Origin of the sequence: Streptomyces sp. NPDC087263 (genome assembly GCF_044744645.1) — a bacterium.
Classification (GTDB): Bacteria; Actinomycetota; Actinomycetes; order Streptomycetales; family Streptomycetaceae; genus Streptomyces.
On the sequence record NZ_JBIUYT010000004.1, the window covers coordinates 126,823 to 139,309 of the forward strand.

The 12,487-nt window shown below is 67.4% G+C and carries 10 protein-coding genes; 5 read left to right on the forward strand and 5 right to left on the reverse strand.

Annotated features, from left to right (window positions below):
* Nucleotides 1-20: 20 nt before the first annotated feature.
* Nucleotides 21-1,706 (reverse strand): globin domain-containing protein, encoded by a 1,686-nt coding sequence (locus tag ACIPC1_RS13885; protein ID WP_402516533.1) that lies wholly within the window; start codon nucleotides 1,704-1,706, stop codon nucleotides 21-23.
* 827 nt (nucleotides 1,707-2,533) lie between these two features.
* On the opposite strand from ACIPC1_RS13885, the gene ACIPC1_RS13890 reads away from it, so the two are divergent.
* Entirely contained in the window at nucleotides 2,534-3,400 is an 867-nt protein-coding gene (locus ACIPC1_RS13890) for a GNAT family N-acetyltransferase (protein WP_402516535.1), read from the forward strand.
* Nucleotides 3,401-3,485: 85 nt separating this feature from the next.
* On the opposite strand, the gene ACIPC1_RS13895 is transcribed toward ACIPC1_RS13890, so the two are convergent.
* Entirely contained in the window at nucleotides 3,486-3,908 is a 423-nt protein-coding gene (locus tag ACIPC1_RS13895) for a heme-binding protein (protein WP_402516536.1), read from the reverse strand.
* A 100-nt stretch (nucleotides 3,909-4,008) separates the two neighbouring features.
* Nucleotides 4,009-5,217 carry an MFS transporter gene (locus ACIPC1_RS13900; protein ID WP_402516539.1) on the reverse strand — a complete coding sequence of 403 codons (1,209 nt, stop codon included), beginning with the start codon at nucleotides 5,215-5,217 and terminating at the stop codon, nucleotides 4,009-4,011.
* A 141-nt stretch (nucleotides 5,218-5,358) separates the two neighbouring features.
* On the opposite strand from ACIPC1_RS13900, the gene ACIPC1_RS13905 reads away from it, so the two are divergent.
* Both ACIPC1_RS13905 and ACIPC1_RS13910 read left to right on the forward strand, forming a co-directional pair.
* A complete protein-coding gene (locus ACIPC1_RS13905; protein ID WP_402516541.1) occupies nucleotides 5,359-5,817 on the forward strand; it encodes a MarR family winged helix-turn-helix transcriptional regulator in 459 nt (152 codons plus the stop codon).
* A gap of 40 nt (nucleotides 5,818-5,857) precedes the next feature.
* Entirely contained in the window at nucleotides 5,858-6,310 is a 453-nt protein-coding gene (locus tag ACIPC1_RS13910) for a GNAT family N-acetyltransferase (RefSeq protein ID WP_384391143.1), read from the forward strand.
* 69 nt (nucleotides 6,311-6,379) lie between these two features.
* Here ACIPC1_RS13910 and ACIPC1_RS13915 read toward each other — a convergent pair whose 3' ends face one another.
* The gene (locus ACIPC1_RS13915; RefSeq protein WP_402516544.1) at nucleotides 6,380-7,765 is read right to left on the reverse strand and encodes a serine hydrolase domain-containing protein; all 1,386 of its coding nucleotides are present in this window, start codon (nucleotides 7,763-7,765) and stop codon (nucleotides 6,380-6,382) included.
* Between the two features lie 341 nt (nucleotides 7,766-8,106).
* On the opposite strand from ACIPC1_RS13915, the gene ACIPC1_RS13920 reads away from it, so the two are divergent.
* Nucleotides 8,107-8,670, forward strand: coding sequence for a dihydrofolate reductase family protein (locus ACIPC1_RS13920; protein ID WP_402516547.1), 564 nt, complete (start codon nucleotides 8,107-8,109; stop codon nucleotides 8,668-8,670).
* A gap of 396 nt (nucleotides 8,671-9,066) precedes the next feature.
* Here ACIPC1_RS13920 and dnaB read toward each other — a convergent pair whose 3' ends face one another.
* Nucleotides 9,067-10,542, reverse strand: a complete 1,476-nt coding sequence (gene dnaB / locus ACIPC1_RS13925; protein WP_402516550.1) for a replicative DNA helicase — start codon at nucleotides 10,540-10,542, stop codon at nucleotides 9,067-9,069.
* A gap of 450 nt (nucleotides 10,543-10,992) precedes the next feature.
* Between dnaB and ACIPC1_RS13930 the strand changes: the two genes are divergently transcribed.
* Nucleotides 10,993-12,339 carry an MATE family efflux transporter gene (locus ACIPC1_RS13930; protein WP_402516552.1) on the forward strand — a complete coding sequence of 449 codons (1,347 nt, stop codon included), beginning with the start codon at nucleotides 10,993-10,995 and terminating at the stop codon, nucleotides 12,337-12,339.
* Nucleotides 12,340-12,487: the final 148 nt, after the last annotated feature.

Sequence of the window (12,487 nt, forward strand, 5' to 3'; positions counted from 1 at the left end):
TTGCCGATGCCGGCCTGAGGTCAGTCCCCGGTCAGTACGAGCTCTTCCACCGCGTCGTGGCGTATCCGGTCCGACGGAATGCCTATGTCCCTGAGCGCGTCCACCCCGCTGCGGATCATCCCGGGCGGACCCGAGAGGTAGGCGTCGTACTCGTTCCACGGCCCGTACTCGCGTATGACATCAGGCAGTTGGAGATGGGCCTGCTGGTCGATCACCGGGCGCACCTCGAGCCACGGGTGGCTCTGCTGGAGCCGTAGCATCGTGTCGATGTCGTACAGGTCGTGACCGGTACGGGCTCCGTAGAAGACCTCGACCGGGCGCCGCTCGCCGTGCTCTGCGACATCCTCGACCAGCGCCTTGATGGGCGCTATGCCGGTGCCACCGCCCAGGCAGAGCAGTCCGCTGTCGGTGGTGTGGTCGACGGTCATCGAACCGGTCGGCGGCCCGAGCCGGATGATGTCACCGGGCCGGGCGCGGTGCACCAGCGCGTTGGACACCCAACCTGCCGGAATCGCCTTGACATGGAACGAAAGCAGCCCGTCCGAGCGGGGCGCCGAGGCGAAGGAGTAGTGGCGCCAGATCCGCGGCCACCACGGCGTCTCCAGGCTCGTGTACTGCCCGGCGAGGAAAGGATACGGCTGGTCCGCGCGGACCGTGATGACCGCGATGTCCGAGGTCCTGAGGTCGTGCGAGACCACTTCGGCGTACCACCAGGCCGGTGCTCGCAGTTCGTCGCGGGCCGCCGAGTCGATCATGACCTGGGAGATCGTCGTGTACGTGCGGACCCAGGCCGCCTCGGTCTCTGGGTCCCAGACCGCCGAGGCGAACCGGCTGAGCGCGCCGATCAGACACTCCCCGACGGCCGGGTAGTGCTCGGGCCTGGTGCCGTACTTGCGGTGTCCACGGCCGAGGTTCTGCAGGTACGCGACGAGGATCTCGGTGTTGTCGATGTGCTCGGCCGCGGTCAGCAGCGCCTTGAGCAGCCGGTCCCGCTGGGTGTCCATCGCGGCGGGGAACAACGACCGCAGTTCCGGATGACGCACGAAGAGCAGTGCGTAGAAGTAGGAGGTGACCTTGTCGGCGATGGGGCCGACCTCAGCCATGGTCCGACGGACCAGTACGGCGTCCGGAGACGCCCCAGGAGTGGAGACGGAACTCTGGGCGGGCACGTGCGGCTCCGGCGCGTTCGCGGGCTGCTCCGGGATCGGTTGGGGTCGTGGAGAGCCGTGGCTGGACTGCGGAGAGGTGGGTTCGGGCCGCGGAGAGCCGTGGCCGGACTGCGGAGAGACTTGCTCGGTCTGCGCAGAGCCGGATTCAGGCCGCGGGGAGCCAGGCTCGGGCCGTGCGGGTCCTCGCTGCGGTCGTACGGCTTCAGGAGGGGGCCCCTGCTCGCGATGAGCCGCTGGGGCAGGCGCCGCCTCGGGGCTCGGAGTGTGAGCGGTCCCGGAGTGCTCGACGGCCCGTATTCGCTCCTGCGGCGGTGAGCCCTCGCGTGCGCGGGGTGTGCGTGCGGCGCGACCCGCGTCTGTCGGCCTGCTCTCGGTCGGCCGGCCCACCGGTCGCAACGCGGCCAACCGGCTCCCCTCCGGCTCCTGCTCCCCGCCGGCGGACGACGGTGCCGGATCCTTGCGTGGTGTGAACCAGCCACCCCCGCTGTTGCCGCCGGAAGTGCCGTTGTCGGCCGACGTGGTGGTCGGAGCGTCCATGGGTGTGCCTCGCCTCGAACATCTTTCGGTCGGTCTGCGCACCTCCGCGGTCGGAAGATGCCTGCTTTCCCCCGCAGACGGCTCGCATTCGTTCCCGGTTCAGTCTCCATCGGTCAATGCGGCCACATTGAACCCGGATTACCGCTCCGTACGGACAAGTAAGGAGAGAATGTGACATTGGCCGCAGTAATCGCAGCATCCCATCCCGGGCCAACTCCCGGCCGCATAACGGAAAATGCGGGTCTTCGATCTCTCCATCCCGTTAGGCTGCATTGGCATGCGTTCGCGCCTCCAGGCGACTTGCGTACATCGCCGTGGACGCGAACCGGACTCGACCATACCGGCACCCTCCTCAGGCACAAGTCCCGCCGCCCTTGAGCACGAATGGGCGAGACTCAGGCATCACGGGACCCAAGCGTGAGTCGCCTCAATTGCCAGGTTCGAAGGATCAATTCATGGACTCCCCACAGGTTGGGGCTTCACAGAGATGGGCCGACTAGGGCCATCAGATCGCGATCCGCATAGAGCGCCACGGATTCCGATACAGGGCCGAACAGTCAGGCAGTAAGTCGTCACAGGTCGCAGAGTCGGCCCGGTTCACCTCGAATTCTTCACAAAGCCGGTTCGTGATCTGCACTCTGGTTGCAACACTGAGAATCCCTGCTGGACCAATTGGCTCGACCGAGGACGCGGCTGGGAAACGCGAGCTGTTTCACGTGAAACATCTGTCCACGTGCTGTGTGGTGGCGTAGAGCCTGGCCAAAAGCGTGTACGTCTACCCGCAAACAGGTGGACGACGCAGGTACTGGTCAGACAGCCTGACCTGCGTGCCGACACCTTCCCTCGCCGCTCTGCCCATTCGTCGCCTGACGCTTCGCGATCTCACCGCCTGCGCCGACCTGTCCGAGGATCGAGGCTGGCCCCGCGAGGAACACAAGTGGGGCCTCCTCCTCGCCGCAGGGACGGGATACGGCATCGACGCACCCGACGGCGGACTTCTCACGGTCTGTGTCGTGACCGAGTACGGCTCGCGCGAACGCCCTGATCTCAGCGCAATCGGCATGGTGCTCGTCGCCAAGCGGCACGCCCGCCAGGGAGTTGGCCGACGTCTGATGCGACATGTCGTCGAGGAGGTGGGCACCACCCCGCTGACGCTGCACGCCACCCCGTACGGCCGTCCGCTCTACGAGGAGTTGGGCTTCAAGGTCACGGGCCGGGTGGAGATGGTCAGCGGCCACTTCGTCACCGATGGGCCGCATCCCAAGGTCTTCACGCGCCCGGCCACGGCCGGCGACCTCACCACGATCCTCCGGCTCGACGAGGAGGTCTTCGGCTGCGACCGTACCCATGTGATCACGCGGCTGCCCGCCTTCTCCGACCAACTGCGCGTCGCCGAGGAGGCAGGCCGGATCACCGGATACGCGGCCGCCTGGCCCAATATGGACAACCACGTGGTGGGTCCACTGATCGCCCACGACACAGAGACGGCGAAGGCACTCATCGTCTCGCTGGCCGATCACATCGACGGCCGGCTGCGCACCGACATCGACGTACGGCACGAAGAGCTGCTGTCCTGGGTGAAGGAGCATGGCCTCGTGTCCACCGGCTTCAACGCGGTGATGACGTACGGGATCTCGGAGCTGCCCGGGGACTGGACACGACGGTTCGCTCCCCTGACGGTGGCGGCCGGCTAGAAGACGAGGGCGGCCTGGCAGCCGCCAGCAAGGAAACACCGGTCCCCCAGGCATGGGAGACCGGCGCGTCTGTGCTGAATCGATGTCAGGCGAGTGCCTCCACGGCGGCTACGGCGAAGCCGTGGTCCTGGTCCGGTGCACCGCCGCCGACGCCGATCGCGCCGATCAGACGGCCGTCACGGTGGACCGGCGCGCCGCCCGCGATGAACAGAAGCGGGCGGTCGAGCGCGGTGGGCAGGGTGTGGAAGAGACCGCCGGGCCGGACCGCCTCGACGAGGTCCGCCGTGGCAGAGTCCAACTGGAGTGCCGTGTAGGCCTTGCGGGTGCTGGTCTCGCCGGAGATCAACACGGCCTGGTCATCACGCCGGAAGGCCAGCGGGTGACCGCCCGCGTCGAGGACGGCGACGCTGACCCGGACTCCGGAGACTTCGGCGGCACGGCGGGCTGCGGCGACGAGAACCTCGGCGTCCTCGGTGGTCAGCGGGGCAACGGCGGTGGTGGTGCGCATGAGCGGGCTTCTCCTTGTAGGTGGTACCGAGTCACGACAGGTGGTGCCGATTCGAGAGCGTGCGGGGACGACCCTGGCCCCGCGCGGAGCCCGACTCCGGTCAGTGGTGGAGGGCGGCCCGCTGTTCGGCGGGAGCGCCACCGGCGATGACAGCGCTGCGGGCGGCGGCTCGCCGCTCCAGGGCGGCCGAGAGAACGGCAAGGACGAGCGCGCCCGTGGCGAGGACGACGCCGACCCAGTTGGGGGCGGTGTAGCCCATGCCTGCGGCGATGACGAGGCCGCCCAGCCAGGCCGACAGGGCGTTGCCGAGGTTGAAGGCGCCGATGTTGACAGCCGAGGCCAACGTGGGAGCGCCGTGCGCCTGGTCCAGGACGCGCTTCTGCAGCGGCGGCACGGTGGCGAACCCCAGGGCGCCGATCAGCGCGATCGTGATGGCCGCGAGGACTTTGTTGTGCGCCGTGACCGTGAACAGGGCGAGCACCGTGGCCAGGCCGCCCAAGGACACGTACAGCATCGGCATCAGCGCCCGGTCGGCGAACTTGCCGCCCACCAGGTTCCCGCCGACCATGCCCAGGCCGAAGAGGACCAGCAGCCAGGTGACGGACCCGTCTGCGAAGCCTGTGACGTGCGTCATCATCGGCGCGATGTAGGTGATGGCCGCGAAGACGCCGCCGAACCCGAGCACGGTCATCGCCATGGCCAGGAGAACCTGGACGTTCTTGAAGGCGGCCAGTTCGTGACGGAGGCGCACGCCTTCAGGCTTCGGAAGCTCGGGGACCAGCTTGGCTATGCCCAGCAACCCGATCACACCGAGCGCGGCGACGCCTGCGAATGTGACGCGCCAGCCGGCGGACTGGCCGATCATTGTGCCCAGCGGGACGCCGACCACATTGGCGACGGTCAGACCGCTGAACATCATGGCGATCGCGCCGGCCTTCTTCTCAGGGGCGACCAGTTCGGCGGCGACCACCGAGCCGATGCCGAAGAAGGCACCGTGAGCGAGGGAGGCGACCACGCGGCCCGCCAGCATCAGCCCGAATACCGGGGCGACGGCGGAGAGCAGGTTGCCGAGCACGAACAGGCCCATCAGCAGCATCAGCATCCGCTTGCGGGGCACCTTCGTGCCGAGCGCGGTCATGATCGGGGCGCCGATCACCACACCGAGGGCGTAGCCGGTCACCAGCAGTCCGGCGGTGGGAATGGAGACACCGAAGTCACCGGCGACCTCGGGCAGCACACCCATGATCACGAATTCGGTGGTTCCGATTCCGAAGGCCCCGATCGCGAGGGCCAGAAGCGCGAGAGGCATGGTGGGGTACACCTTCCCAGACGATTGCAGGAGCGCTTTGCGTGCGCTCACAATAGTTGCAGACGCGGGTTACATGCAAGTGCGGGCTATTGCGATCGTGCTCTATCCTGGATCCAGTCGCTCCGGGACGGAGAAAACGCCATGACAGCCACGGACCCCGCACTCACCGCCCTCTCGCAGGGCTGGTGCGCTCTCTCCCTGCTCCACGGGAGGATCGAGGCCCACATCGAGCGTGCCCTGCAGGCCAAGCACGGCCTGAGTGTGCGGGAGTACTCCCTGCTCGACGTGCTCAGCCGCCAGCACGACGGCGATGGCGGTCATCTGCAGATGAAGCAGGTCGCGGACGCGGTCGTCCTCAGTCAGAGCGCCACCACCCGGCTCGTGACCCGGCTCGAGGACCGCGGGCTGCTCTCGCGCTACCTGTGCCCGACCGATCGCCGCGGCATCTACACGAACGTCAGCGAGGCGGGCCTCACGCTCCTCGAAGAGGCACGGCCCACCAATGACGCGGCCCTGCGCGAGGCACTCGACGAGGCGGCCGGAAACCCGGAACTGGCCCCACTGGTCCGGGTCGTGGAATCGGCGAAGGTGCCCGCTTAGGCGCTGCGCAGGGGCGAGTCCGCTCTCGTAGGGTGCGGCCATGGGAGATCTTGAAATACGAGCCGCCGTTCCCGACGACGTCCCTGCCATCGTCGCGATGCTCGCGGACGACCCGCTGGGCGCCCAGCGGGAATCGCCGGAGGACCTCACCCCGTACCTGGCCGCCCTGAAACGCCTCAGCGGCGATGCGAACCAGCACCTCGTCGTCGCCGTGCGCGAGGACCGTGTCGTCGGCACCCTTCAGCTCACGGTGATTCCCGGGCTGTCCCGCAAGGGAGCCACCCGCTCGATCATCGAAGGCGTACGTATCCACGCGGATGAGCGCGGCAGTGGCCTCGGCACCCGGCTCATCGGGTGGGCGATCGAGGAATCCCGGCGTCAGAACTGCCGACTGGTCCAGCTGACCTCCGACGTCACCCGTACCGACGCTCACCGGTTCTACGAGCGGCTCGGTTTCACGGCCTCCCACCTGGGCTTCAAATTGCAGCTCTGAGGGGCACTCGCACCTACGGCGGGAGGCGGCTGTTTCACGTGAAACAGCCGCCTCCCGCCGTTACAGCGCCTACCGAACCCCTCGCCAGCCGCCTGCGTCCACCCCACCCGGTACAGGAGCCTTCTCGTCGTACGGCTGACGAGTGAAGGTGAATGACCCGACGTCGAGGTGGCTCACGGACCCGTCGGGACGCCGCACGGCCCGGAGAAGCTCTCCGGCGTAGTAGCCGTCGAGTCCCGTCCAGGTACCGTCGCTGTTCGCCCGAAAGCGTGCGCCTCTACCCGTGCCGGACAACGGCTCCAGCGAAACACCACCGTCGGCCACCAGCCGCAGTCCGAAGGCGTACGTCCCCCAGTACCACTGTCCTGCCAACTCCAGGACCGCGCCGTCCACTTCGGGCAGCGGACGCCATGGCTCAGGGATCCGGGGCTCCGCCTCCGCCACGATCCGGACAAGATCTGCGGCGACGGTCAGTGCAGGCAGTCCCGAGGTGCAGTTGGACAGCACGACCGCCGCCACGTCGTCCTCCACACTCACCATCAGGCCGGCGAGGAAGCCCGGCAGGGAACCCGAGTGGCCGACGAGGGCCCGGCCGTCTCGGTGCACGATCTGCATGCCCAGGCCGTAAGCGGAGCCCGCGGCCAGGTCCGCCGTCTCGGATGGCGCGGCGGGCGTCCGCATCTCCCGCACGGATTCCGCACTCAGCACCCGGTCGTCGCCCTGAGTAAGGAAGACCGCAAAGCGCGCCAAGTCCCCGGTGGTGGACCAGAGCTGGCCGGCCGGCGCCATACGCCCGAGGTCCTCGGCCGGTTCCGGCATCATGACGTCCGCCCAGGGATGGACGGCCCACCCGCCCGCGTGCGGCGCCCGCGGCCGTCCACTGGTACGGCGCAGTCCCAGCGGCTCCAGCACCTCGCGCTGCAGAACCTCTTCCCAGGGAGCGCCCCGCAGTTCCTCGACCAAAGCCCCCAGCAGCGTGTAGCCGGGGTTCGAATAGTGGAACCGGCGCCCCACCGAATGCCGGAAAGGCTGCTCGCCCAGCACATCGGCCAGCTCCGGCCGCAGCGAGCCAGGCGTGCGCTCCCACCAGGGAGCGGGTGACTCGGCAGCCAACCCCGCCGTGTGCGCGAGCAGTTCGGCGATGGTGACCTCCCCAGCGCCGGTACCCGGCAGATACTTCTCCAAGGGGTCACCGAGATCCAGCACCCCCTCGTCACGCAGCCTCAGCACCAGTACGGCGGTGAAGGTCTTGGTGATGGAGCCGATCCGGTACTGCACGTTCTCGTCCGGCCCGTGGCCGTCCACCGAGGTACGCGCGCCGGTCCAGACCCTCTCCCCGCCCCGGACCACCGAAGCGACCAGTGACGGCGTCCGTCCTTCGGCCTGAGCGACGGCGATACGGTGCAACAGAGCCCGGCGCGTAGCGGGAAGGAGCTCTTCTTTAGGTGTGGTCATGCCCCCAGTCCACCCGCCCCGGCATCGCACGTCGAGCACATTTCTCTGACGCTCCGGGACCCGGCAAGGTGTGAGTCCCGGGTCCGCCCAGGCCGACGAGGTGTGTAGGGTCTCACCGCCGATGACATGTCGATCTTCTGTGACCTGCTGCTTCTCTGTTGTCTCACCGCGATGTCACCCAAGATCAGTCTCAGATCGATGCCATTTCCTCGGCGGAACGATGAGTCTGCGACTGAGCCACCGAGCACGCGGACTACATGCGAGCTCAGATCGCGCATCGATAAGTTTCCCGCGCCGCGCCGGTCTGTACGCGTGAGACCGACTCACGGAAAGCTGGCGCCATGCGGAAACTGATCTACGGCATGAACCTGTCCCTGGACGGCTACATCGCCGCGCCCGGCGACGACATCGGCTGGGGCGTGCCGAGCGACGAGCTGTTCCAGTTCTGGTCCGACCAGTTGCAGGCGACCGACCTGTCGCTGTACGGGCGCAAGCTGTGGCAGACGATGAGCTCCCACTGGCCGACCGGCGACCAGCAGCCCAACGCCACTCCGGCGGAGATCGAGTTCGCGCGCCGCTGGCGGGGCATGTCAAAGGTGGTGTTCTCCTCGACGATCGACAAGGTCGACTGGAACACCCGCCTGGTCACCGGTGACGCGGTCGCCGAGATCACCCGGCTCAAGGACGAGGACGGCGGCCCGATGGACATCGGCGGCGCGACGCTTGCCGGGGCGGCCATGCGGGCCGGGCTGATCGACGAGTACGTGCTGGCCACCGCACCAGTCCTGGTGGGCGGCGGCACGCCGTTCTTCACCGCGCTGGACAGCTGGGTGAACCTGAACCTGGTGGAGACGCGGACGCTTCCCGGCGGCGTGATCCTGACCAGGTACGAGACGAGGCGCTGAGGGCCGTCCGGGAGTCACGGGCCATATGCTCAGCGGGTGACACCGGAGCGCGTGCCGATTCCCACCCTGGTGCCAGCCCTGCTCACGCTGGCCTCCTCAGGACAGATGACGTGTCGAGGAGACGTCCGAGATCGACCTTGAGGTGGTGCCTCCAGAGCAAGTGGTAAAGGGCAGCGCGGGCCTGTGGCTCTGGGCGATCGGGCAAGCAGCGTGTTGCCGACCCAAGGACAATGCCATCAAGTTCAGCGTCCCAAAGCGCGTCCAGGATGGCGGAGCTTGAACAACCAGTCCCTGCGATAGCCCGCCAGAAGTCGGATGTTCTCCAACTCGGCCGTAGGCGGCTCGCTCCAGACGTCGTACTTCCACCCCTTCTCCTCCACCGCTCGTCGGGTCGGATCAGGTCTGCGCCATGTCCACGAAGCGCGAGTAGTGGCCCTGGAAAGCCACCGTGATCGTGGCCGTCGGACCGTTACGGTGCTTGCCCACGATGATGTCCGCCTCGCCCGCGCGCGGTGACTCCTTCTCGTAGGCGTCCTCGCGGTGCAGCAGGATCACCATGTCCGCGTCCTGCTCGATCGATCCGGACTCACGGAGGTCGGAGACCATGGGCTTCTTGTCCGTGCGCTGCTCGGGACCACGGTTGAGCTGGGACAGCGCGATCACCGGCAGCTCCAGCTCCTTGGCCAGCAGCTTCAGGTTTCGCGACATGTCGGAGACCTCCTGTTGCCGGCTCTCGGACCTCTTGCCACCCGACTGCATCAGCTGCAGATAGTCGATGACCACGAGCTTCAGGTCCGCACGCTGCTTGAGGCGGCGGCACTTGGCGCGGATCTCCATCATCGACAGGTTCGGGGAGTCGTCGATGTAGAGCGGGGCAGCGGAGACATCGGGCATACGGCGCGCGAGCCGTGTCCAGTCCTCGTCGGTCATCGTGCCGGATCTCATGTGGTGCAGGGCCACGCGGGCCTCGGCCGACAGCAGACGCATCGCGATCTCGTTGCGGCCCATTTCGAGCGAGAAGATCACGCTGGGCATGTTGTGCTTGATCGAGCAGGTACGCGCGAAGTCCAGGGCCAGCGTCGACTTACCCATGGCGGGACGGGCGGCAATGATGATCATCTGGCCCGGGTGGAGACCGTTGGTGAGCGAGTCGAGGTCGGTGAAGCCGGTCGGCACACCGGTCATCTCCCCCGACCGGGACCCGATCGCCTCGATCTCGTCGAGTGCGCCCTCCATGATGTCGCCGAGTGGCAGATAGTCCTCGGTGGTGCGCTGCTCGGTGACCGCGTAGATCTCGGCCTGGGCGCTGTTGACGATCTCATCGACATCGCCGTCAGCCGCGTACCCCATCTGCGTGATACGCGTCCCCGCCTCGACCAGGCGGCGCAGGACCGCGCGCTCGTGCACGATCTCCGCGTAGTACTCGGCGTTCGCCGCCGTGGGGACCGTCTGCACCAGTGTGTGCAGATACGGTGGGCCGCCGACCTTGGTGATCTCACCCCGCTTGGTGAGCTCCGCCGCGACCGTGATGGGGTCGGCTGGCTCGCCCTTCGCATACAGGTCGAGGATGGCCTGGAAGATCGTTTCGTGCGCCGGGCGGTAGAAGTCGTGGCCCTTGAGAACCTCCACGACATCGGCGATGGCGTCCTTGGAGAGAAGCATGCCGCCGAGAACCGACTGCTCGGCATCCAGGTCCTGCGGCGGCACGCGCTCGAAGGCCGAACCTCCGCCCTCCCACGAACCGGTGTCACGGTCGCGATCGTGCTGCTCGTCGCGGCTCCGACCGCCGTCCTGGCGCCGGCGGGGGGATGGCGGACGATCACTGGGACCGCTGTCGGCCCAAGGGTCGTCCAAGGGCTCGGAAATACTCACCGAGCCACCTCCTCCCGTCCGCGGAGCGGACCTAGCCGTGCCCCTTATTTCTACGGCACGGCACTGACAACTAAGAGGCCCAACTCCGGTTCTGATGCGTCCTTTTTGTGAGGTTTACGAGGACGGAAAGGAGAGCGGGCGTCGCCCCACGTTAGGCCCGCGGGCACCGTCAGCCAATCTGGTTATCCACAGGCCATGTGGACGACGGCCCGGATGCTGTGGAGAACTCCACGAAACCTGTGTACGACTCGGTGGACAGGCCTGTGAACAAGCACTCAGCATCTCCAAGGAACGTGCTCTGACCTGCCCATTTCCCGTCCACCGGCTGTGCAGAAGAAAAACTTTCCCGGTCGGACCAAGATCGTTGCAAAGGGAGTGCGACGGCGTGTCCCACCGGACGGCAAGTAAGGGTTCTTAATGACTTGCATCTATTACCTGTGGAAGATTAGATTGGTGCTCATGACACAGGCTTCCGCGGCACCCAAGGCCGTCCGACGCCGACACGACCGAGAGATCGTCGCGCTGGCCGTTCCGGCCTTCGGTGCACTCGTCGCCGAGCCACTCTTCCTCATGGCCGACACAGCGATTGTCGGCCACCTCGGCACCGCTCAACTGGCCGGCCTCGGCATTGCCTCCGCCCTCCTCATGACGGCCGTCGGCGTCTTCGTCTTCCTCGCCTACGCCACCACGGCCGCCGTCGCCCGCCGCGTCGGCGCGGGAGATCTGCGGGCCGCGATCCGCCAGGGCATGGACGGAATCTGGCTCGCCCTCCTGATCGGCGCAGCCGTCATAGCCGTCACCCTGCCCACGGCACCAGCCCTGATGGAACTCTTCGGCGCCTCGGACACGGCCGCCCCGTACGCCGTCACCTATCTACGTATCTCGGCACTTGGCATCCCAGCCATGCTCGTCGTACTCGCGGCCACCGGTGTCCTGCGCGGACTACAGGACACAAAGACCCCGCTGTACGTCGCCATCGCCGGCTTCGTCGCCAACGCTGCCCTCAACGTCGGTCTCGTCTACGGTGTCGGCCTCGGCATCGCAGGTTCCGCCTGGGGCACCGTCATCGCCCAGTGCGGCATGGCCGCGGTCTATCTGTACGTCGTCATCCGCGGCGCCCGGAGGCACGGCGCCTCGTTGCGGCCGGATGCCGCTGGGATACGCGCCTGCGCCCAGGCCGGTGCGCCACTGCTGGTGCGCACGCTCTCGCTGCGGGCGATCCTCATCATCGCCACGGCGGTCGCCGCACGTCTCGGTGACGCCGACATGGCGGCACACCAGATCATTCTGTCGCTGTGGAGCCTGCTCGTCTTCGCACTCGACGCGATCGCCATCGCCGGGCAGGCCATCATCGGACGCTACCTCGGCGCAGGCGACGCCCAAGGCGCCCGGGAGGCCTGCCGTCGCATGGTTCAGTGGGGAATCGCCACGGGAGTCGTACTCGGCTTGCTGGTCATCGCCGCCCGCCCCCTGTTCCTCCCTCTGTTCACCGGCGACTCGGTCGTCCAGAACGCCGCCCTGCCCGCCCTGTTGCTGGTCGCCGTGTCGCAGCCGATCAGCGGGATCGTCTTCGTCCTGGACGGAGTTCTGATGGGTGCGGGGGACGGGCCGTACCTGGCCTGGGCAATGCTGGTCACCCTGCTGATCTTCGCTCCCGTAGCGCTGCTCGTACCGGTACTCGGTGGCGGACTCACCGCGCTCTGGGGAGCGATGACACTGATGATGACGGTCCGGATGATGACCCTCTGGCTCCGTTCCCGCTCCGGACGCTGGATCGTCACGGGCGCGACGCGCTGAGGCGTTTCACGTGAAACAGGGCGGAGGTTTCACGTGAAACCTCCGCCCTGTTTCACGTGAAACGAAGGAAGAGCCGGACGCATCTTCGCGAAACCCAACCGCGCCTTCAGCGCACGAAGAAGGGCCGCACCCAGCCGGGTACGGCCCT

Bases quoted from the DNA above. Each gene is read 5' to 3' on its own strand.
- ACIPC1_RS13885 (WP_402516533.1), bottom strand. From the start codon at position 1,706: ATGGACGCTCCGACCACCACGTCGGCCGACAACGGCACTTCCGGCGGC.
- ACIPC1_RS13895 (WP_402516536.1), bottom strand. From the start codon at position 3,908: ATGCGCACCACCACCGCCGTTGCCCCGCTGACCACCGAGGACGCCGAG.
- ACIPC1_RS13900 (WP_402516539.1), bottom strand. From the start codon at position 5,217: ATGCCTCTCGCGCTTCTGGCCCTCGCGATCGGGGCCTTCGGAATCGGA.
- ACIPC1_RS13905 (WP_402516541.1), top strand. From the start codon at position 5,359: ATGACAGCCACGGACCCCGCACTCACCGCCCTCTCGCAGGGCTGGTGC.
- ACIPC1_RS13910 (WP_384391143.1), top strand. From the start codon at position 5,858: ATGGGAGATCTTGAAATACGAGCCGCCGTTCCCGACGACGTCCCTGCC.
- ACIPC1_RS13915 (WP_402516544.1), bottom strand. From the start codon at position 7,765: ATGACCACACCTAAAGAAGAGCTCCTTCCCGCTACGCGCCGGGCTCTG.
- ACIPC1_RS13920 (WP_402516547.1), top strand. From the start codon at position 8,107: ATGCGGAAACTGATCTACGGCATGAACCTGTCCCTGGACGGCTACATC.